Source organism: Nocardia sp. NPDC047648 (genome assembly GCF_040642815.1).
In the GTDB taxonomy this organism is placed as follows: Bacteria; Actinomycetota; Actinomycetes; order Mycobacteriales; family Mycobacteriaceae; genus Nocardia; species Nocardia gamkensis.
The window spans coordinates 90,931-110,425 of record NZ_JBEYSX010000021.1; the positions used below are offsets into that span (position 1 = coordinate 90,931).

21 protein-coding genes and 1 tRNA gene are annotated in these 19,495 nt (G+C 68.4%); 10 read left to right on the forward strand and 12 right to left on the reverse strand.

What is annotated here, in order from left to right; translation table 11 throughout:
* Positions 1 to 84: 84 nt before the first annotated feature.
* The 6 genes from ABZ803_RS32140 to ABZ803_RS32165 form a co-directional block, all read right to left on the reverse strand.
* Positions 85 to 1,137, reverse strand: coding sequence for an ABC transporter ATP-binding protein (locus tag ABZ803_RS32140; RefSeq protein ID WP_357045115.1), 1,053 nt, complete (start codon positions 1,135 to 1,137; stop codon positions 85 to 87).
* Positions 1,134 to 2,687 (reverse strand): iron ABC transporter permease, encoded by a 1,554-nt coding sequence (locus tag ABZ803_RS32145; protein WP_357045117.1) that lies wholly within the window; start codon positions 2,685 to 2,687, stop codon positions 1,134 to 1,136. Before ABZ803_RS32145 ends, ABZ803_RS32140 begins: the two co-directional genes overlap by 4 nt.
* A gap of 2 nt (positions 2,688 to 2,689) precedes the next feature.
* Entirely contained in the window at positions 2,690 to 3,712 is a 1,023-nt protein-coding gene (locus tag ABZ803_RS32150) for an iron ABC transporter substrate-binding protein (protein ID WP_357045119.1), read from the reverse strand.
* A 110-nt stretch (positions 3,713 to 3,822) separates the two neighbouring features.
* Entirely contained in the window at positions 3,823 to 5,100 is a 1,278-nt protein-coding gene (locus tag ABZ803_RS32155) for a metallophosphoesterase (RefSeq protein ID WP_357045121.1), read from the reverse strand.
* Between the two features lie 145 nt (positions 5,101 to 5,245).
* Complete coding sequence (locus ABZ803_RS32160) at positions 5,246 to 5,668, reverse strand: hypothetical protein (RefSeq protein WP_357045122.1); 423 nt, start codon at positions 5,666 to 5,668, stop codon at positions 5,246 to 5,248.
* 539 nt (positions 5,669 to 6,207) lie between these two features.
* Positions 6,208 to 6,609 carry a nuclear transport factor 2 family protein gene (locus ABZ803_RS32165; RefSeq protein WP_357045124.1) on the reverse strand — a complete coding sequence of 134 codons (402 nt, stop codon included), beginning with the start codon at positions 6,607 to 6,609 and terminating at the stop codon, positions 6,208 to 6,210.
* A gap of 149 nt (positions 6,610 to 6,758) precedes the next feature.
* Between ABZ803_RS32165 and ABZ803_RS32170 the strand changes: the two genes are divergently transcribed.
* Together ABZ803_RS32170 and ABZ803_RS32175 are read left to right on the forward strand one after the other, a co-directional pair.
* Positions 6,759 to 7,133: a hypothetical protein gene (locus ABZ803_RS32170; protein ID WP_040865145.1), complete on the forward strand. Its 375-nt coding sequence runs from the start codon at positions 6,759 to 6,761 to the stop codon at positions 7,131 to 7,133.
* 171 nt (positions 7,134 to 7,304) lie between these two features.
* Positions 7,305 to 7,988, forward strand: coding sequence for a hypothetical protein (locus ABZ803_RS32175; protein ID WP_357045127.1), 684 nt, complete (start codon positions 7,305 to 7,307; stop codon positions 7,986 to 7,988).
* Between the two features lie 241 nt (positions 7,989 to 8,229).
* Here ABZ803_RS32175 and ABZ803_RS32180 read toward each other — a convergent pair whose 3' ends face one another.
* From ABZ803_RS32180 to ABZ803_RS32190, 3 genes are all read right to left on the reverse strand, one after another.
* Complete coding sequence (locus ABZ803_RS32180) at positions 8,230 to 8,847, reverse strand: L,D-transpeptidase family protein (protein WP_357045129.1); 618 nt, start codon at positions 8,845 to 8,847, stop codon at positions 8,230 to 8,232.
* Between the two features lie 301 nt (positions 8,848 to 9,148).
* The gene (locus ABZ803_RS32185) at positions 9,149 to 9,439 is read right to left on the reverse strand and encodes a hypothetical protein (RefSeq protein WP_357045131.1); all 291 of its coding nucleotides are present in this window, start codon (positions 9,437 to 9,439) and stop codon (positions 9,149 to 9,151) included.
* Positions 9,414 to 9,701: a hypothetical protein gene (locus tag ABZ803_RS32190; RefSeq protein WP_357045133.1), complete on the reverse strand. Its 288-nt coding sequence runs from the start codon at positions 9,699 to 9,701 to the stop codon at positions 9,414 to 9,416. The genes ABZ803_RS32185 and ABZ803_RS32190 overlap by 26 nt, the downstream gene beginning before the upstream one ends.
* 158 nt (positions 9,702 to 9,859) lie before the next feature.
* Between ABZ803_RS32190 and ABZ803_RS32195 the strand changes: the two genes are divergently transcribed.
* The 5 genes from ABZ803_RS32195 (at position 9,860) to ABZ803_RS32215 (ending at position 12,504) form a co-directional block, all read left to right on the forward strand.
* The gene (locus tag ABZ803_RS32195; protein WP_357045135.1) at positions 9,860 to 10,762 is read left to right on the forward strand and encodes a helix-turn-helix transcriptional regulator; all 903 of its coding nucleotides are present in this window, start codon (positions 9,860 to 9,862) and stop codon (positions 10,760 to 10,762) included.
* Positions 10,752 to 10,958: a DUF397 domain-containing protein gene (locus tag ABZ803_RS32200; protein WP_357045137.1), complete on the forward strand. Its 207-nt coding sequence runs from the start codon at positions 10,752 to 10,754 to the stop codon at positions 10,956 to 10,958. Before ABZ803_RS32195 ends, ABZ803_RS32200 begins: the two co-directional genes overlap by 11 nt.
* A gap of 242 nt (positions 10,959 to 11,200) precedes the next feature.
* A complete protein-coding gene (locus ABZ803_RS32205; protein WP_357045139.1) occupies positions 11,201 to 11,575 on the forward strand; it encodes a hypothetical protein in 375 nt (124 codons plus the stop codon).
* A 72-nt stretch (positions 11,576 to 11,647) separates the two neighbouring features.
* Entirely contained in the window at positions 11,648 to 12,025 is a 378-nt protein-coding gene (locus ABZ803_RS32210) for a hypothetical protein (protein ID WP_357045141.1), read from the forward strand.
* A gap of 194 nt (positions 12,026 to 12,219) precedes the next feature.
* Positions 12,220 to 12,504 (forward strand): hypothetical protein, encoded by a 285-nt coding sequence (locus tag ABZ803_RS32215; protein ID WP_357045143.1) that lies wholly within the window; start codon positions 12,220 to 12,222, stop codon positions 12,502 to 12,504.
* A 73-nt stretch (positions 12,505 to 12,577) separates the two neighbouring features.
* On the opposite strand, the gene ABZ803_RS32220 is transcribed toward ABZ803_RS32215, so the two are convergent.
* The 3 genes from ABZ803_RS32220 to ABZ803_RS32230 form a co-directional block, all read right to left on the reverse strand.
* Positions 12,578 to 12,650, reverse strand: a tRNA-Arg gene (locus ABZ803_RS32220).
* A gap of 106 nt (positions 12,651 to 12,756) precedes the next feature.
* A complete protein-coding gene (locus tag ABZ803_RS32225) occupies positions 12,757 to 13,425 on the reverse strand; it encodes a DUF305 domain-containing protein (protein WP_357045178.1) in 669 nt (222 codons plus the stop codon).
* Between the two features lie 548 nt (positions 13,426 to 13,973).
* Positions 13,974 to 14,894 (reverse strand): DUF3105 domain-containing protein, encoded by a 921-nt coding sequence (locus tag ABZ803_RS32230; RefSeq protein WP_357045145.1) that lies wholly within the window; start codon positions 14,892 to 14,894, stop codon positions 13,974 to 13,976.
* Between the two features lie 93 nt (positions 14,895 to 14,987).
* Here ABZ803_RS32230 and argS point away from each other — a divergent pair, with 93 nt between their 5' ends.
* The 3 genes from argS (at position 14,988) to ABZ803_RS32245 (ending at position 19,481) form a co-directional block, all read left to right on the forward strand.
* Positions 14,988 to 16,646: an arginine--tRNA ligase gene (gene argS / locus ABZ803_RS32235; protein WP_357045147.1), complete on the forward strand. Its 1,659-nt coding sequence runs from the start codon at positions 14,988 to 14,990 to the stop codon at positions 16,644 to 16,646.
* 61 nt (positions 16,647 to 16,707) lie between these two features.
* Complete coding sequence (gene lysA / locus ABZ803_RS32240; protein ID WP_357045149.1) at positions 16,708 to 18,129, forward strand: diaminopimelate decarboxylase; 1,422 nt, start codon at positions 16,708 to 16,710, stop codon at positions 18,127 to 18,129.
* A complete protein-coding gene (locus ABZ803_RS32245; RefSeq protein WP_083863263.1) occupies positions 18,126 to 19,481 on the forward strand; it encodes a homoserine dehydrogenase in 1,356 nt (451 codons plus the stop codon). Before lysA ends, ABZ803_RS32245 begins: the two co-directional genes overlap by 4 nt.
* The last annotated feature ends 14 nt before the right edge of the window (positions 19,482 to 19,495 follow it).

A 19,495-nucleotide genomic window follows, 5' to 3' on the forward strand; every position in this document is an offset into this window, starting at 1 on the left:
GGCTCGGTGCGCGTCATCGCCGAGCCGGGCATTTCGAGGCACGCCGCTACCCGGTATGCCCGGGTTCCCACGCAGCGTTCCGCGTCAGACGGCGTCGTTCGGTTCTGCGTACGCCACGGCCGTGCCGACCACGTCGAGGCGCACCCGCTGCCCGGTGACAGGGGCGGCGACGCTGGCGCGGCGTACCCGGATGGGAGTGCTCGCGCCGTCCAGGTCGATGGTCAGGATGACGTCGGCGCCGCGGAAGTCGACGGCGCTGATCCGGCCGCTCTCCGCCTCGTTCTCCGAAGCGATATCGGCCACGAGCTGTTCCGGTCGCAGCATGACGGTGGCCGGTCCGCTCGCGGCGTTGCGCTGCACCGGAATCCGGCCCAGTGCGCACTTGGCCACATCGCCCTCGACCACCGCCTCCAGCAGCACGCAATCGCCGAGGAACCGGGCGGTGAACAGGTCCTTCGGCGTGGCGTAGACCTCCTCCGGCGTCCCGACCTGGGTGAAGCGCCCCTCCCGCATCACCGCGACCTGTTCGGCGAAACTCAGCGCCTCCTCCTGGTCGTGGGTCACCAGGATGCTGGTCATGCCCGCCTCGCGCAGCGTGTCGGCCACGGCCTGCCTGGTCGTGGCGCGCAGGCCCGCGTCCAGCGCGCTGAACGGCTCGTCCAGCAGCATCACCGACGGCTTGCGCGCCAGTGCGCGGGCCAGGGCCACGCGCTGCTGCTGGCCGCCGGAGAGCTGATGCGGCCGCCGGTCGGCGTAGGACGCGTGCAGCGACACCATCTCCAGCAGTTCGCGCACCCGCCGGTGGTTGCGGCGGGCCGAGCCGGGCAGGCCGTAGGCGATGTTCTGGCCGACGGTCAGATGGGGGAACAGCGCCCCGTCCTGGGCGACGTAGCCGATGTTGCGACGCTGCGGCGGCACCGAGACTCGTTCGCCGACAACGGTTTCCGCCCCGATCGACACCGAACCCGTGTCCGGTGACTCGAATCCGGCGATCACGCGCAGCAGCGTGGTCTTGCCGCATCCCGACGACCCGACCACGGCGGTGGCGGTGCGGTTCGGCACGTCCAGGGTGATGCCACCGAGAACCCGGGTGTGACCGAAGGTCTTCGACACATCGGTGACGACAACGCGACTCATATCCCGGCCGCCTTCTGCGAGTTGGTGAACAGCAAGTACGTCACGGGCACGGCGGCGGCGATCATGATCAGGGCGTACGGAGCGGCGGCGGCGTAATCCAATTCGCCGGACAGGCCCCAGAACCGCATCGCCAGCGTGCGAGTTCCGTTGGGCGCCAGCAGGAGGGTGGCGGTCAGCTCGGTCGCCACCGCGACGAACACCAGTGCGGCCGCGGCGGCCGCGGCCGGCGCCGCGAGACGCAGCGTGACCAGGAAGAACGTCGCCGGCGCCGATTTACCCAGCGAACGGGACGCCTCCTCCAAGCCGACCGGTACCTGGGCGAGCCCGGCCCGCACACTGACCAGGGCACGGGGCAGGAACAGCAGCAGATAGGCGGCGATCACCATGCCCGCCGTCTGGTAGAGCGCGGGCGCCCACCGGATCGTCACGGTCACCATGGCCAGCGCGATCACGATGCCGGGCAACGAGCTGGTGACGTAGTTGGCGCCCTCGACCAGCCGCGCGAACGCCGAGGTGGAACGCACCGCGATCCACGCCACCGGGAAGGCGCACAGGGTGGTGAGCAGCGCGGCGACGGCCGCGAGGCCGACCGTCTGACCGAGCGCGTTGCCGATGTCGGTGATATCCCATACCGCCGCTCCGCCGATGCGCAGCCAGCGCCCGATGGTCCACAGCGGCACGCCCAGCGCGGCCGCCGTCACCGCGACGAGCACGGCCAGAACCGGTAACGTGCCCGCGCCCAACCGGATCCGGGCCGCGGCGCGCGGAGCCCCGCTGCCGATCCGCGCGTAGCGCGCCCGGCCGCGCAGTCCCGCCTCGGCCCCGAGCAGCGCCAGGCAGCACAGCACGAGCACACCGGCCAGCATGCTGCCCGCCGGACCGGCGAAGCTGGACTGGTACTGCTCGAAGATGGCCGTGGTGAACGTGTCGAACCGGACCATCACGAAGGCGCCGTACTCGGCGAGCAGATGCAGTCCGATGAGCAGCCCGCCACCGAGGACGGCCAAGCGCAGCTGCGGTAGCACGATCCGCGCGAACACCGCGACCGGTCCCGAGCCCAGCGCCCGCGCCGACTCCTCCACCGCCGGATCCAGGCGGCGCAGCGTGGCGGCGGCGGGCAGATAGACCAGCGGGAAATAGGACATCGTGGAGATCACCACCCCCGCCCGAAGACCGTGCATGGTCGGGAAGACGCTGACCCAGGCGTAGCTGTTGACGAAGGCGGGCACCGCCAGCGGAGCCGCGAAAACCGGCCCCCACCACGACTTCCCCGGCACGTCGGTGCGCTCGACCACCCAGGCCAGCCCGACGCCGAGCGCCACGCAGATCGGCACGGTGCACGCCACCAGCGCGGCCGTATTGCCCAGCAGCTCACCGACTCTGGGCCGGAACACCAGTTCCGCCGCCTGATCGATACCGGTGGAGAAAACGGTCGAAACGATGTACCCGAGCGGCACGAACGTAGCCGCCACCAGCAGCAGCGCGACGCCCGTGACCACCGGCCCCGGCCTGCCGACCCGGGGCGCCGCGACGACGTTCCGCAGTGCCACGGCTACAGCAGACCGGCTTCGGTCATCAGCTGCGTGACCTTCTTCGAATCGAGTTTCGACGGGTCGATCGCCGGAGCCTGCAAGTCGGCCAGCGGCGGCAGTGCCGGGTTCGCGGCCACCCCGCTGGCGACCGGGTATTCCAGCGACGTGCCGTCACGCAACACCTCTTGCCCCGCCTTGCCGACGATGAACGCCAGGAACTTCTGCGCCGCCTCCTGCTTCTTGCTCGCCTTCAGCACGCCGCCGCCGGAGACGCTGACGAAGGCGCCCGGGTCCTGGTTCCTGAAGTAGTGCAGGGCGGTGTCGCCGCTGCTCTCCTTCGTATTCGCCTGGTCGCGGTACCAGTAGTAGTGGTAGATGACGCCGCCGTCCGGGCTGCCGGAGTTGACCGCCTTCATGGTGGCGACGTTGTTCGGGAACGGCGTCGCGTTCTCCTTCATGCCCTTCAGCCAGGCGCGGGTGGCGTCCTCGCCCTTCAGCGCGAGCAGGGCGGCGACGATGGCCTGGAAGTCGGCGCCGGAAACGCCCGCGCCCCAGCGCCCCTTCCACTGTGGTTGCGCCAGGTCGAGCAGCGAGGCGGGCAATTGGCCGGGCTGGACCTTGTTCTTGTTGTAGACGAAAACCGTCGAGCGCGCGGCCACGCCGGTCCACTTGCCGGTGGACGGGCGGAACTGCGCGGGCACCTGTGCCAGCGTCTCGGCGTTCACGTCGGCGAACAGGCCCGCGTTCTCCACCAGCGCCATGGCGGGGGAGTTCTCGGTGAGGAAGACGTCGGCGGGCGAGGCAGCGCCCTCGGCGACCAGCTGGTTGCCCAGCGCCGTGTCACCGCCCTGGCGCAACGTCACCTTGATGCCGGTTTCCTTGGTGAACGCGTCGGCCCATTCTTTGGTGAGCGACTCGTGCTGCGCGTTGTAGACGGTGATCTCGTTCGCGTCGTCGGAGGAATTCGAGCAAGCCGTGCTGCCGAGCGCCGTCATCGCGAGGACCAATCCAGCGGCAATCGTCTTCCATCTGACCGGCTTCATCCTCGTCCTTCCGACCGCGTTCCCCGTTGCATATGTTGAGCCTTACCTAAGGAAGATACAGCGTCCGACGTGCGTAAACGTTTCCCGGATGCGGCGAGCCCGCGCGCCCGCTACCGCAGACCCGAGAAATCGCGCGGCACAACGTGATTGCGATCGGCGCAGGTGCCCAGCGTGTAATCCGGAAGCAGTCCGAAGTACTCGCCGCGGGTGAGCGCGCTCCAGCGCCGCGCGTCCTCGGTGCGGGTCTTGTAGAAGTTGACCATGTAGCCGCCCTCGTAGAGGCGCAGCAGGCTGTAGCCGCCCGGATACTCCTTGACCGCGGCGACCTCGAGGAACTCCACCGCGCACGGCACGTCCGGCCTGGTGCGACGGTTGCGGTGGGTGTGGCCGCTGTGCTGTAGGAAGACGCCGGGAGAGCGGGTGTAGAGCGCTTGCAGTTCGCCGCTGTCGCGTCCGTCGAGCACGAAACCCGGTCCGGCGAGGTTGGTCAGCCCGGACTCGGTCGTGACCGGGTGGTGGCCGAACAGCAGGGTCGGCCGATCCGGATCGGCGCGCAGACGTTCGGCGAGATGATCGAACTGCATGCGCTCGATGGACCCGCCCGCGCCGTCCAGGCTGCTGGTATCCAAGCCGAGCACGCGCAGACCGCCCACCTCGTGCTCGACGAGTTGCTGGCGCGCGGAGAAGACATCGGCCCAGCAGTCACGGTGATCGGCGGGCGCGGGGGCGCAACCGGCGTACTCGCCGCCCGTGTGCGGCCGGTCGTGATTGCCGCGCACGGCGAGGTAGTCGCGGCCGAGCGCACCCCACCCGTCGAGCCGGGCCCGCACCGTGCGGGTGTCGAGCTCGGAGGCTTCGGCGGTCAGGTCGCCCGCGAGCAGTAGCAGTTCGGCTCCCCGGTCGGGACGGCGCAGGTCGTCCAGTACCGCGGCCAGCATCACCTCGGGATAGGGCGCGAGGCCGGGGCCCTGCCGGAAGCCGGGCGGCAGGTCACCGGCGATCAGCCCGCTGACCTGCTCGCCGAAGTGCACATCGTTGGCCAGCGCCAGGGTGCGCAGCCTGCGGCCCGGCGGCGGAACCAGGGTGGTGAACTCGCCGCGTGCTTCCGGCGCGGCGGGATCGGACGTGGTGAGCGATAGTGCGGGCGTGGCACGCAGACCCGCCGACCAGGCTTCGAAGCGGTAGGCGCGGCCCGGTTCCAGCCCGCCGATCTCGGCATAGTGGAACGGCGTCGGGTGGTCGTCGGCGAAGACCGGCACCGGCGCGCGCGCCGAGTCGGCGGGACCGATCCGTACGTGGGTGTCGGCGTCGACGGGTATCAGCCGTCCGGCCGGGTCGGGGGCGAGCGTGGTCCAGGTGAGGATCACCGTGGTGTCGGTGATCGTCACGACTTCCAGATCGGTGGCGACGGCCGTGTCCGGCAGTGCCCGAGCTCTCGTTCGACCGGCGAAGGGGAGGAGTGCGGTGAGGCCGAGTGCCCCGAGAACGGTTCTGCGGTTCGGTCCGCAACAACTCATGCGTGGGTGCATGCGATCAGCGCGTGCCCTCCGCGGAGCAGACCTTCCACTTGCCGTCTTCTTTCGTCAGATGCTCGGTGGTGCTGGATTCGGTATCGGGCTGCCGGCCGGGCACCGCGACGGTGAGCTTGCCGGTGACCTTCGCGGTCGCAGTGTCTCCGGTGACGACGATGTCCTCGATCCTATCGATGGTGACCGAGATCGAGGTGCTGTCGAATTCACTCTTCTCGCTCTCGGTCATCGCCTCGAACGCGGCGCGTTCGTGCGCGCACGCCTGCTCGGCCGCCGCGCGGAAGCCGCGGGTGTCGAGGGTCTCGTAGAAGTCGCGAATCGCGAGTTCGATCCGCTTCTCGTCCGAGGCGAGCGGACCTCTGCCCTGCGAGGTAAGGAACACCCCCGCGATCACCGCGCCCGCGATCACCAGAGCGACTATCGCCACCAAGCCGGCGATCAAGCCGGTGTGGCTCTTCTCGGGCGGCGGCGGATATCCCCAGGGCGGGTAGCCGGGTGGTGGATAACCAGGGGCCGAGGGTGGCTGGCCGGGTCCGGGGGGTGGATAACCAGAGTCCCAGGGTGGCTGCCCGGGTTCGGGGGGCGGGTTACTCGGGCCCGAGGGTGGCTGACCCGATGGTGGCTGCCCGGGTTCGGGGGGCGGGTTACTCGGGCCCGAGGGTGGCTGACCCGATGGTGGCTGACCAGGCCCGGGGGGTGGATTACCCGGGCCCGAAGGAGGCTGCCCTTGTTCGGGCGGAGGATAGCCGGGCTCGGGCTGTTGCGGGTGGGGCGGTCGATCATCCGGCGGTTGCCCGCCCGGCGGATAAGTCATCTCGTCCTCCGGTCTGCCCCCGGTGCCTGGATCTTTACGCCAAGGCGTGCCCGGGGTAGCGGAAACCAAACGGGTGTGATCGTTCGGGCGGGGCGACGGGCGATGTCGCCGAGGTGCGGTGGTCGGACGCGCGGCGAACGGTTTCCGCGACGTCAGGCGGCCAATGCGGCGTGCCAGCGCGCGGTGTCGGTGTACTGGTGCAGTCGCGTGATGCGACCTTCGTCGTCGACCTGCCACAGGTGCACGAACTCGGCCTCGTACTCGCGGCCGGTCGCGCGGGCCGCGCCGCGATAGTGACCTGTCACCACGACGGTGCCGTCCGTGGTCTCCTGCCAGGTCTCGTCGAACGGTGCGGTGTCGAAGTCCCTGGCAACCGCGCCCCAGATCCGCGCCATGGCCGCCAGCGGGCCGTGGAAGGCGCCGCCCGCGCCGCACGGCATGCCCGGGGCGGTGCGCACTTCGAATTCCGGATGTAGCAGGGCCAGGATCGCCGGTCCGTCACCCGTCTGCGTAGCGGTGTAGAAACCCTTGACGACCTCGCTCTTCACGGACATGTCCGTCTCCTTCTAAAGTGATTGTTCTAGAACGATCATATTAGAACGTCTCGGGCGCGACTGCCATAGTCGTGTGGCCGGAGTCATGTCGTCCGATTCGAGACCGGGTTGCCTGGTGCTTGCCGCATATGTCCGGCTAACATTCGAACATGGGTTCGATAAGCGATGAAACGCCGCGAACCGAAGGCACGGGACCGGAGCTGGTCTACCCGAACAGGACCGGCCACTACTACCGGACACTGACCTACCCGCCGCGCCCGGTGTGGGTGCGGCTGGACGCGATCCTGGTCCGCGACCCCGGCACCCCGCGGCACGTGAACGGCGCGGGAGTCGTCATGCGCGGCGAGCGCCCCGGCACCTTGACGCACTGGTTCCCCACCGTCGACGGGGACTGGATGGGACGGGTGACCTACAGCATCCAGTTCGCCGACGGTCGCCCCGACCTGCACGTGCGCGACCAACTGGTCCCGGCCTACGCGCTGCGCCCCCGGCGCACCGAGCGATCCGAACCGGAGTCCGCCTGATCGGGTAGTCCGTCATAGCTACCGATTTGCCCTTCGTCTCCGGGTTTGCGAGACCCCTGTGAGTGCCCGGTTCGCCTCTGTTTGCCAGGGCGGGGGCGCGCGACCAGGCGGGTTGTCCGGCCGGTTGCCGATCGGTTGTCGCCGTAGGGGGCCGGTGATACGTTGCCCGGCATGGGATTTCAGTTGCCGCATCCCGAGGTGCTGTGGGCGCGCGTGACCGTCTTGGACGTGATCACCGCCGCCACTCGCACGGATCGGGTCGCGAGCGGACAGGAGATCGGGCAGACGGCCGGAGTGGAAGGTGGCCGGCTGATCAGCGACGACGGCGAGGGCAACTGGTACTCGCTGGTCAGATATCCCGGCGACCGCGCGCTGCTATTCGGGCGGGACGAGGACAACGAGGTCGCCGGGACCTCCTACGATCCGCTCGCCGCGGCGCCCGCCTGGGTGCGCTCGGTGGAACCGACGGCAAAGCTGCCCGGCGGCGTCGACGGCCCGGTCAGCTTCGTGCGCTGGTGGGAGTTCGGCCGCTGGCAGCACACGCCGACCGACCTCGACGACGGTCTCGAAATGGGCCTGAGCGCCGCTTCCGACCGGGAGAGCTTCACCGGCAGCGTCATGAGCGCCGCCATCCACGCGAAGTGGGTGGAGATGGACTACGAGGCGGGCAAGCTCACCGCCCTCACCGTCGACCCCACCGCCCTGCACGCCCTCTGCGACGCCACCGAGAACGGCACCGTCACCAAGGCTCATTTCTACTTCCTCGAGCCTGGTCTGACGGCCCCCGCTTTCACCTACCTCACCAACGCAGGCGTCCTCACGTCCGCCGCCAAGCCCACCGAACCTCTGTCGTGACCCTCTGATCGCAGGCGACACCCCACCATTCGAGAAGGGCTCCGGCTTCCGGGGCCCTTCGCTCATATCACGGCGGCATTCGAGAAACCCCTCGTCGACGTATCCAACGCCGTCGGTCGGTCGATCGACGTTCGCAACTGTCGGCGGGCTACGTGCCGCCGGTGGCCGCGCGGCGCGAAGCGGAGTCGCTCCGCTCGCCGGAGTAACCGTGCATCGCCATCGAGGGGGCGCGGCAACGGATTCAGATCGCGTAGATGCCGATAACAGGCTTCCGCGACGGCTCGAGGGTGGCCAGCAAGGTACGCATGACGTCGTCACCGACCGCGACGCATCCTGCCGTCGGCCTGCCGACCTCCACATGGACGAAGAAAGCCGAGCCCCGCTTCGGCACGACCGGAAAACGGTTGTAGTCGATGACCAGCGCGTAATTGTATTGCGGGTCGGTCCGGCCGAGATTCTCACTGAGCGTGGTGTCGAACGGACATTCGCCCTCGGCGCACCGATATTCCTGGTTGTACAGCGGACTCTCCGTATCGGACACCCACCACATGGACTCATCCACTGCCCGATAGGGAAGCTTCGCGTCTGCACCGGGCAATCGACCGAACCCTTCGGTCAACGTGAACGTCCCTTCCGGCGTGTACGCCGCCCCTTCTCTGGCCTCCCGTGAAATCCCCGCCGAGCCCACCCAGGCGGGTACCGCCAACGTGCGCTCCCACCGTCGAAACCGGTTCCGCTGCCACAATTCCAACGTCCCTCGATCGGCGCCTGCCGGGGCCGTCACCCAAACGACTTGCGTCCCCGGAACCGCGTCCGGATCGAAAGGCGGCCGACTTCCGGTGATCTCGGCCAGCAGCACGATCCCGAGCCCCGCGCCCGTCACCAAGATCCCCGCCATGATCCAGCGCAGTACCGTACCGCGCCGAATCCAACCGTCAGCCAATACTGTTCACCCTCCTCCGAGTAAACACACCCCGCCGCACCGCATCGCGCACGCCTACGATGACCAGCGCCAACAACCACACGCGGTGTCATAGTAGGCTCCCCGACAACGCAAACCGTCCCCCCGACCGGCGCATCGCCTTCCGGCGGCCGAATCGACGGGTGGCACCTGGCTGAGGCAAACGTCGAGTAGACCTCTCGGTGGTGTGCCACTCGCGTTATCGACGGGGCGCTACGGCGTTCCAGTAGTCGGATTTCACCGCATTCCAGAGGTGGAAGTGTCTGGGGAACCACTCGCGGACTTGGGCGAGGTCGGGGCGGTGGTCGCCCTCGCCGAAAAGGACCACGCCGGGGTCGCCGTTCGGGATATCGACAATGGAGCCGTCCATTCTCATCCGGTAGGCCGGGGTCGTCGCGGCGTCGTCGATCAGTGATTCGATCGCGATCCGTGACCCTCGGATGATCCGCCAGAGGACGGTGTGATCACCACATGTCGTGCGGCGCAACATCGGGCCTCCCTCGCGTGGCGTCGATCCCGCCGTAGGTGGCGAGCGCCCGCCTGCCGAGGGCGGTGATCTGGTATCCGCGACGGCTGATCAGCCCGGCATGCATGATCAGCCCCGCCGACTGGAGCTGTGGCAACGTGCGGCGGACCTGCCATCCGGCCAGGTTCACCGTCTTCACCAGCGCGTCGACGGACAAGATTCCGCCCGGCTCGAGTGCCGACAGCACGTCGGCCTGGGTTCTGCTGAGTCGGATGTCCGGTGGCATGCGGCAAAGGATGTGCGAAGTGCGGATAGCCGGTTCCGGCAATGGATTACGTGCACAAATTCGCGCAAATTGGCAGCTCCGGTTGTGCAAGGCCCCCTACGATCGGCGCGGACCGCAACAAACAGAGATCGCGGAATGCAACGGCAGGGGAGGCGTGCATGGCAGACGACCGCGCGGAGGAAACGGGCAGCACACTGCCGCGTCGGCAGCTCGGCAGGTATCTGAAAGAGGCTCGGGAGGGGGCCGGGTTCACCCTGGAGCGAGCCGCGTCCCTCATGGAGTGGAACAAATCGACTTTGAGCCGCCTGGAGCGCGGTTTGACCGAAAAGGTCAGAGTTCGGGATGTTTCCGGGCTTTGTGAGATCTATGGATTGAGTGACGAGCACACGGCTGTCGCCAAGGTGCTCGCCGAACAGACACCGGCGAAGTCGTGGTGGCATACCTATGGCGACTTGATCCCGGCCTGGTTCAACCTGTATGTCGGATTGGAAGCCAGCGCGACAGAATTGGCGAGTTATCAGCCATTGCTCATACCCGGACTGCTACAGACACCGGACTACACGCGAGCCATCGACCGGCGTTACTTCACCGAAGACACAGAGGAGGAGTTGGAACGCCGTATTCAGGTTCGTGCTCAGCGGCAACGCATCCTCACCCGGTCTCGCAACCCGACAAGAGCGTCGTTCGTGCTTCACGAATCCGTCTTGCGAACTGTGGTCGGAAGCCGACGTGTCATGGCTGCCCAGTCCAGGCACCTGGCGGACATGAGCACTCTCGCCAACATAGATATCCGAATCCTGCCGTTCCACGCCGGAATTCCGCTCGGAGCAGCTCTGCCACCGTTCACCATTTTGGATTTCGTTCGCGACGGGCGCGGCAAGACGGTGGAGCCTCCGGTCATCTACTGCGAGAACTACACTGGCGCCGCGTACCTTGAAAGGCGAGCGGATGTGCTCAGATTCCGTGAGGCGTTCGCGATGCTTCAACAGGCAGGCCCGGACGCCCGACCGAGCCGTGACCTGTTGCGAGAGATTGCGAGGGAGTTCGATCGTGAACGCTGACTTGTCCGGAGCGCGCTGGTTCAAATCGAGCCACAGCCAAGGCGGAGCCGACTGTGTCGAGGTCGCCCACCTCGCCGGAGGCACGGTCGGCGTTCGTGACTCGAAGAACCCGACCGGCCCGGCGCTGATCTTCACGCCCGGCGCATGGGACACCTTCACCATCGGCGTCGTCCGTGGCAGGTTCGACCGGGCATAGGGCTACCGCGACCTGGCGAACGGGCACTTCGCCCAGCGGCGACGTCGGCGCGCAGTGCGTCTCTGTTCCGCGGTCGGTCGAGGTATCCGATCCCAGCGGGACGGTCCGGACACTCCAGCGGCCGGTCCGGCGCGGAAGCCGCGGCCGGTCGACCCGCCCGTGCTTACCAGTCGTTAAGGATTCCTTCAGGCCGTCCTGTGAGGGTCGCGCGACAGTGATTCCCTTCTCGCGTAGGAGCCTTGATGATCACAGCCCGTCTGACCCTCCTGGGACTTCCCGCGCTCGTGCTGGCCGCGACTGCTGGTCTGGCGACGGCACCGACTGCCGTGGCGCAGCCCCCGCTGCCGACCTACACCTGCAAATTCACGCCCATCACCAGCTACCTCGCGGTATTCAGCTCGATGCGAGCGCGCAGGTGCGCGGCGTCTCCGGGCGCTCCGCTGGACGGCAACTACTTCTATCCGGTCAGGATGGAGAACAGCGTCACCGGTGAGAAATGGGAGTGCGGTGGCGCGTTCCCGTACCTCGGCAAGCCGATCCATCCGGAAATGGGATCTTACGAGGCGGAGGCGGTGCTCAACGCCGGTGTGGACGCGAGCAACTGTCGCCCGATCTGACCGCGACGCGCGCGCGACAGCTGCTTATGAGTGCCGAGAAGTACTGATTTCTCTTTCGAACAGGAACCCGTGATGAAAACGACCCGCCCGGCCCGACTCGGGCTGCCGATATTCCTGCTGGCCGCCACCGCCGGTCTGGTGACCGCCCCCGCCGCGCAGGCCCGAACTCTGCCGACCTACACCTGCGGCTACACGATCGACCTACCTCAGTTCGGCTCCGTCAAAGGTCGCGAATGCACGGCCTCGGCGGGCGCTCCTCTCACCGGCCACCACTGGATCACCTTCCAGCTGCGAAACAGCGGATCTGGTGAGGCATGGGTGTGCAACAGTGTCGAGGCGGCTCTCGTCCCGTACTACTTGGACGACAAAATAGATCCGGACTACGCGGACTTCGAACGGGCATACGGCCGTGGCGCGGATGCGAGCGTCTGCCACCGCCTACTGGACTGACGCGGCACCGACGGCATAGCCGGGGAGTAGGCGTTTCGCCCCGTGCGGTTCCCCTGTAACAAGATCGGGGTACGGTCGACCCGGGCCGGTGCCTCGACACCCGTACCCGGGCGCTGTCGATCTTCGGCCTGCTCCTGTCGCCTCGATCGAGGCGGATGGGTGCATGCTTCACTGTCGCTAGAAAGGATCTGCCGGTGTTCTCGGCAACCACATCCACCGCTGCGCGTCGGATATTGGCCCGCGCACTCGTCGCTGGAACGATCGCCGCCGTTCCCCTGACGATATCGACGATTCCGGCCTCGGCCGCTCCGGCGACGCCCCCTGCCGTCGGTACGGAAATCGGGCATGACCGATGGGACGACCGTCCCGACTTCCAAGGCAAAGATTGGCCGGGGGATCACGACCGTGGTCGCGGCAACGATCCGCTGTGGCGTCTGTTCCACAGCTTCATACCGCATGGCGTGTTCGGCAGCAGCTGAGCGCAGCGCAACGAAGGCATGAACGACAATGGCTCCCGACCAGAAGAATCTGGTCGGGAGCCATTGCGTCGCGTGCCCTCGGCAGGATTCGAACCTGCGGCCTTCTGCTCCGGAGGCAGACGCTCTATCCCCTGAGCTACGAGGGCGGGATAGGACTCGGTCGGGGCCGGGGAGGCGGTCCGATCGGGCTGGGTCAGCCTATCGTATCGGTGGCCGTCCGCCAAAAAGCGCGGGCGGCGGTGTGGTTTCGGGTCAGGGGAGGGGGGCGGCGCCTCGGGCGGTGACCATGGTGGTCATCAGATCGGATTCGCCGCGCTGGGTGGTGGCCATGGTTTCGGCGAGGGTGCGCACCGCTGTGGTGGCTGCGTGCTGGGCGGCGTAGTCGATCATCGACAGCCCACCCTGATGGTGGCGCAGCATGAGCTGGAGGAACTTGGTGTCCAGGGCGGGGCCGGTGGCCTGGCGCAGCGCCGCGAGTTCGGCGGGCGTGGCCATGCCGGGCATGGCGGACACCGGGCCGGAGTGATGCGGCATGTCCGCCCCGGCGTGGTCGTGGCCGCCCATCGGTTCGGTCATCCAGCCCATGAACCCGTCCAGGCCCTGCGCGGGTTCGCCCCACAGCTGCAACCACCCCTGCATGCGCCCGATCTGGCTCTGCTGGGTGGTGAGGATGTCGTAGGCCAGACGGCGCACCTCGGTGTCGGTGGAACGAACCAGCACCACGCCCGCCATTTCGACCGCTTGCGCGTGATGCGCCGACATGTCCTGGCTGAAACCGACGTCGACCGGGTCCGGATCCGGTTCCGGGGACCTGTCCAGCGGAATCCGGGCCAGGACGCCGATCGCGAAGCCGATGAGAATGGCCCCGATGATGCCGAGGGTCAGCAGCGCGGTGCGCTGTCGGCGGAACTGGCCCCCGATGCCGGACCCGGCCGGTGCTTCGCGGGCATCTGAACCGGTCGCTTCGCGATCGTGGGATCCGGCTGGTGCTTCGCCCGTGCCGGACCCGATAGGTGCTTTGTCGACCGAAATGTGAGCCTCCTTGGCGACCCCGGTGCTTTCGCGCGACGCGTCGCGACCTGCGCGTTCGTTGGATCCGGTGACGTCGCGACCGCCCGATCCGGTGACCTCACGAGTGCCGGATCCGGTGGATTCGGGAGTGCCGGAGCCGGTGGATTCGGGAGTGCCGGAGCCGGTGGATTCGCGGCTGTCCGGCCTGGTGACCTCACGAGTGCCGGATTCGGTGCTTTCCGAACTGCCGGAGCCGACGGTTTCGGAAGTGCCGGACCCGATGACTTCGCTACCACCGGTCCCGGCCACCGCACGAGTGCCGGGTTCGGTCGACGCCGCGCGGTCGCCGGATCCGGTGGCTTCGTCACCACCGGACCTCGCGGCTTCGCCTCGGTCCGAGCCGGTGGCATCGGGATCACCGGGCGCAGCCGAAGCTCCGCGATTCCGATCGTCGGCCACTACTGCCCCGCGCCGGGGGCGGGCTGGGCAGGGGCGGGCGGCGCGGGCACCGGAGCGCCGGGCATACCCGGCAGGCCGGGAAGACCGGGAACGCCGGGCACACCGGGCAGGCCGCCGGGCACACCACCGAGTTCGGACTGGTCCTGCTGTAGGCCCTTGCCGTCCATCGGCACCGCGTCCGGTCCGGGCGGCGTCGGGTCGAACGGCGGCGGGTTGTCGGTGTCGAAGACGATGGTCGAGCAGTCGGCGCCCACTTCGGGGTAGGCGTAGTTGTTCAGCCGCAGCGCGGTGATGAACTGGCCGACGCGCTTGTCGTCCGGGCTGTCCAGCTTCAGCTGATGACCCCAGGACTGCAGCGAGACGGCGGAATCGAGGCCGGGGTAAGGCGACATCATCGTGTACGGCTTGCCCTCGACCTTCGCCTTCAGCGTCGCGATGCCGTCGGCGTTCACCTTGTCCGGGTTGTAGGCGATCCACACCGCGCCGTGTTCGAGGGAGTGCACCGCGTTCTCCACCCGGATCGGCTTGCTGTAGACGATGCCGGTGCAGGTCGCCCAGGACTGGTCGTGCGGACCGCCGAACGGCGGCGCCTGGTCGTAGGCCACGCGCTGGTTGGACGCGATGTGCAGACCGGCGGGGTATTCCTTCTTCACCACACCCGCGATCCCGTCGGAGGGGTCCTTCTTCTGCGCGCTCGGCGTGTACTTGTCCAGGTCGGCCTTTTCCCGGTACTTGGGGACCAGGTTGTAAGCCAGTGCGCCGATCAATGCGATGATTACTACGGCCGCGCCGATGGCCGGCCAGGGGATCTGCCGGGTTTTCTTCGGAAGCTGTCCTTGTCTGCCTCGCTTGCGGGGATCTGACAACTTCGCCGCGGCCTTGGCGGCCTTGGCCGATTTGGCGCTGGGACTGCTAGGCATCGCTCAGTGTGCTCTTTCGACGTTGATGGATCCGCTGGCTGCGCAGTGCCCACCCCGAGGTGTACACCCGCCAAGACCATAGGATAGAGACTCGTGACTCCAGCTGACCTTGCAGATCTCCTTCGCTCGACAGCGGCGAAGGTGCTTGTCGAACGTGGACTGGACCCTGCGGTCCTGCCCGACGAGGTCACCGTGGAACGCCCCCGCAACCCCGAACACGGCGACTATGCCACGAATGTCGCGATGCAGGTGGCCAAGCGCGCCGGAACCAAGCCGCGTGACCTGGCCACCTGGCTGGCCGACGCGCTGGCCGAGGCCGACGGCGTCGCCGCCGCCGAAGTCGCCGGGCCCGGGTTCCTGAACATCCGCCTCGCGGCCTCCGCGCAGGGCGCGATCATCGAGCGGATACTCGCCGCCGGCGCCGCGTACGGCACCGCGGAGACGCTGAAGGGCACCCGGATCAACCTCGAGTTCGTCTCGGCCAACCCGACCGGTCCCGTGCATCTGGGCGGCACTCGGTGGGCTTCGGTCGGCGACGCGCTGGGCCGCATTCTGGCCGCGCAGGGCGCCGACGTGGTGCGCGAGTACTACTTCAACGACCACGGGGCGCAGATCGATCGGTTCGCCGCCTCGCTGGTCGCGGCCGCCACCGGCGCGCCGACCCCGGAGAACGGATACGCGGGCGCCTATATCGGCGAGATCGCCGACAAGATCCTGGCCGCGCACCCGGACGCGCTGAGCAAGCCGGAGGCCGAGCGCCTCGAGGTGTTCAGGGCCGAGGGCGTCGAGCTGATGTTCGCGCACATCAGGGAGTCGCTGCACGAGTTCGGCACCGACTTCGACGTCTACTTCAACGAGAGCTCGCTGTTCGCCTCCGGCGCGGTCGAGCAGGCCGTGGAGCGGCTGAAGAACTCCGGCGACCTGTACGAGAAGGACGGCGCCTGGTGGATCGCCAGCTCGGAATACGGTGACGACCAGGACCGGGTGGTCCTCAAGAGCGATGGCAAAGCCGCCTACATCGCAGGCGACATCGCCTACTTCCAGGACAAGCGCTCCCGCGGCTTCGACTTGTGCATCTACATGCTCGGCGCCGACCACCACGGTTACATCGGCAGGCTGAAGGCCGCCGCGGCCGCTTTCGGCGACGATCCGGCGACCGTCGAGGTGCTGATCGGGCAGATGGTGAACCTGCTGCGCGACGGCGTCGCGGTGAAGATGAGCAAGCGGGCGGGCACCGTGGTGACGCTCGACGACCTGGTCGAGGCGATCGGCGTGGACGCGGCGCGCTACTCGCTGGTGCGCTCGTCGGTGAACTCGAGCATCGACATCGACCTGAATCTGTGGGCCAGCCAGAGCAACGAGAACCCGGTCTACTACGTGCAGTACGCGCACGCGCGGACCGCGTCCATCGCCCGCAACGCCGCCGAGTTCGACTACGACTCCGTCACCGCCGACCTCGCGCTGCTGTCGGCGGAGGAGGAGGGCGAGCTGATCCGCACCCTCGGCGAGTACCCGCGCGTGGTGGCCGGTGCGGCGAGCCTGCGTGAACCGCACCGGGTGGCCCGCTACCTGGAGGAGCTGGCCGGCGCGTACCACCGTTTCCAGACCAACAAGAACCTGCGCGTCCTGCCGCTGGGCGACGACCCCGTCTCCCCGACGAACGCGGCCCGGCTCGCTCTGGTCAACGCGACCCGCCAGGTCCTGGCCAACGGCTTGGCCCTGCTCGGCGTCGGCGCGCCGGAGCGCATGTGACCGGCCGGTCGACCACAGCGAGGAAGGAAGGCTCAGTGAGCGAGCACAGCGAGGTGGGAGAATGAGCGCGCATCCCGCCGGTCCACGGCATGCCGAGATTCCGCACGCGCCGAACCTGCCGGAGCGTCCGAGCGATCCGAAGCAGATGATCGACCTGCCCGCCAACGTATGGCCGCGCAACGCCACTCGCGACGAGGCCGGCATCGTGCACTTGGCGGGCGTGCCGGTGTACGAGCTGGCCGAGCGGTTCGGCACTCCGCTGTTCGTGGTCGACGAGGACGACTTCCGTTCCCGCTGCCGTGACATGGTCCGCGCCTTCGGGGCGAACGCGCGAGTCCACTACGCGTCCAAGGCGTTCCTGTGCGGCGAGGTCGCCCGCTGGATCCGGGACGAGGGCCTGGCGCTGGACGTCTGCTCCGGCGGCGAACTGGCCATCGCGTTGCACGCGGGCTTCCCCGCGGAGCGAATCGCGTTGCACGGCAACAATAAATCCGTCGAGGAGCTGGAAGCGGCGGTGTCCGCCGGTGTCGGCCACGTGGTGGTCGACTCGCTCATCGAGATCGAGCGCCTGGAAGCCGTCGCGATCCGCGCCGGCGTGGTGCAGGACGTGCTGGTCCGGGTCACCGTCGGGGTGGAAGCCCATACCCACGAATACATCTCGACCGCGCACGAGGACCAGAAATTCGGCTTCTCGATCGCGGGCGGCGACGCGATGGAGGCGCTCGCGCGCGTCTTCGACGCCGACAACCTGCGCCTGGTCGGCCTGCACAGCCACATCGGCTCGCAGATCTTCGAGATCGACGGCTTCGAGATCGCCGCGCGGCGCATGCTCGGCCTGCTGCGGGAGGCCATCGACAAGTTCGGCGTCGAGCGCACCGCGCAGATCGCGACGCTGGATCTCGGTGGCGGACTGGGGATCTCGTATCTGCCGTCGGACGACCCGCCGCCGCTGGACCGGTTCGCCGCGAACCTGCGCGAGCTGGTCGCGGCCGAAGCCGAACGCGCGGGCCTGCCCACGCCGGTGATCGCGGTGGAGCCCGGCCGTGCCATCGCGGGGCCCGGCACGGTGACGCTCTACGAGGTCGGCACCATCAAGGACGTCTCGCTGGACGGTGGCCTGCGCCGCCGCTACGTGAGCGTCGACGGCGGTATGAGCGACAACATCCGGCCCGCGCTGTATCAGGCCGACTACGACTGCCGCCTGGTCTCGCGGTCGTCGCAGGCCGGGCCGGTGGTCGCGCGCGTCGTCGGAAAGCATTGCGAGAGCGGCGACATCGTCATCCGGGACACCTGGATGCCCGCCGATGTCGGCCCCGGCGACCTGGTCGCCGTCGCCGCCACCGGCGCGTACTGCTACTCGATGTCCAGCCGGTACAACCAGTTGACCCGTCCCGCGGTCGTCGCGGTGCGGGACGGACAGCCACGCCTGATCCTTCGCCGGGAGACGGTGGCGGACCTGCTCAGCTTGGAGGTGGAAGCGTGACGGCGAACGCGAACAAGGGTGCGTGGGGGACCGATCGCCCGATCGGTGTCGCGGTCCTGGGCATGGGCAATGTCGGCACCGAGGTCGTGCGCATCCTGCGCGAGCACGCCGAGGACCTGCGTTCCCGCGTCGGCGCCCCCGTAGTGCTACGCGGTGTGGCGGTCCGCAACCTCGACACCGACCGCGGTCTTCCCGCGGGTCTGCTGACCACCGACGCCGACGCACTGGTCGCCCGGGACGACGTCGACCTGGTGGTGGAGGTGATCGGCGGCATCGATCCGCCGCGCCGGTTGATCCTGGCCGCGCTGAACGCGGGCAAATCTGTGGTGACCGCGAACAAGGCCCTGCTGGCCGACTACACCGGTGAACTCGCCGCCGCCGCCGAGCGCAGCCGCGCCGACCTGTACTTCGAGGCCGCCGTCGCGGGCGCCATCCCCGTGGTGCGCCCGTTGATCCAGTCGCTGGCGGGCGACCGGGTGAACCGGGTCGTCGGCATCGTCAACGGCACCACCAACTTCATCCTCTCCGCGATGGACGAGACCGGCGCCGACTACTCGGCGACGCTGGCCGAGGCCACCCGGCTGGGCTACGCGGAGGCCGATCCGACCGCCGACGTGGAGGGCTACGACGCCGCGGCCAAGGCCGCGATCCTCGCCTCGCTGGCCTTCCACACCCGGGTCACCGCCGCCGACGTGTACCGCGAGGGGATCTCGCGGATCTCCGCCGAGGATCTGGAGACCGCCTCGGCGCTCGACTGCACGGTCAAACTGCTGGCCATCTGCGAGCGGGTGGACGCGGGTCCCGGCGAGCCGGGACCGGAGGACGGCGGCAAAGAGCGCGTCTCGGTGCGCGTCTACCCCGCGCTCATTCCGCGCAAGCACCCGCTTGCCGCGGTGACCGGAGCCTTCAACGCGGTCGTCGTCGAGGCGGAGAACGCCGGGCGGCTGATGTTCTACGGGCAGGGCGCAGGCGGCGCTCCGACCGCTTCCGCCGTCCTCGGCGATCTGGTGATGGCGGCCCGGAACAAGTTCTACGGGGGTCGCGCTCCCGGCGAATCGGTTTATGCTGAGCTACCGATCGCGCCGATCGGCGATACGCCCACCCGCTATCACGTCAACCTCCAGGTCGAGGACCGTCCCGGGGTTCTGGCGGCGGTGGCGGGCGAATTCGCCAATCACGGGGTGAGCATCTCGACCGTCCGTCAAGAAGGGCACGGCTCGGGTGCGCGCCTCGTCGTGGTGACCCACCACGCAGTGGAGTCGGCGCTCGCGGACACCGTGGCCGCCCTGGCGGAAATGGCATCCGTCACATCTGTGACCAGCGTTCTGAGATTGGAAGGCACCGAAGAATGACCACAGCGTCGCGC

Coding starts and splice junctions, on each gene's coding strand:
- ABZ803_RS32140 (WP_357045115.1), bottom strand. CDS start 1,137: ATGAGTCGCGTTGTCGTCACCGATGTGTCGAAGACCTTCGGTCACACC.
- ABZ803_RS32150 (WP_357045119.1), bottom strand. CDS start 3,712: ATGAAGCCGGTCAGATGGAAGACGATTGCCGCTGGATTGGTCCTCGCG.
- ABZ803_RS32165 (WP_357045124.1), bottom strand. CDS start 6,609: ATGTCCGTGAAGAGCGAGGTCGTCAAGGGTTTCTACACCGCTACGCAG.
- ABZ803_RS32170 (WP_040865145.1), top strand. CDS start 6,759: ATGGGTTCGATAAGCGATGAAACGCCGCGAACCGAAGGCACGGGACCG.
- ABZ803_RS32175 (WP_357045127.1), top strand. CDS start 7,305: ATGGGATTTCAGTTGCCGCATCCCGAGGTGCTGTGGGCGCGCGTGACC.
- ABZ803_RS32185 (WP_357045131.1), bottom strand. CDS start 9,439: ATGTTGCGCCGCACGACATGTGGTGATCACACCGTCCTCTGGCGGATC.
- ABZ803_RS32190 (WP_357045133.1), bottom strand. CDS start 9,701: ATGCCACCGGACATCCGACTCAGCAGAACCCAGGCCGACGTGCTGTCG.
- ABZ803_RS32195 (WP_357045135.1), top strand. CDS start 9,860: ATGGCAGACGACCGCGCGGAGGAAACGGGCAGCACACTGCCGCGTCGG.
- ABZ803_RS32205 (WP_357045139.1), top strand. CDS start 11,201: ATGATCACAGCCCGTCTGACCCTCCTGGGACTTCCCGCGCTCGTGCTG.
- ABZ803_RS32210 (WP_357045141.1), top strand. CDS start 11,648: ATGAAAACGACCCGCCCGGCCCGACTCGGGCTGCCGATATTCCTGCTG.
- ABZ803_RS32230 (WP_357045145.1), bottom strand. CDS start 14,894: ATGCCTAGCAGTCCCAGCGCCAAATCGGCCAAGGCCGCCAAGGCCGCG.
- lysA (WP_357045149.1), top strand. CDS start 16,708: ATGAGCGCGCATCCCGCCGGTCCACGGCATGCCGAGATTCCGCACGCG.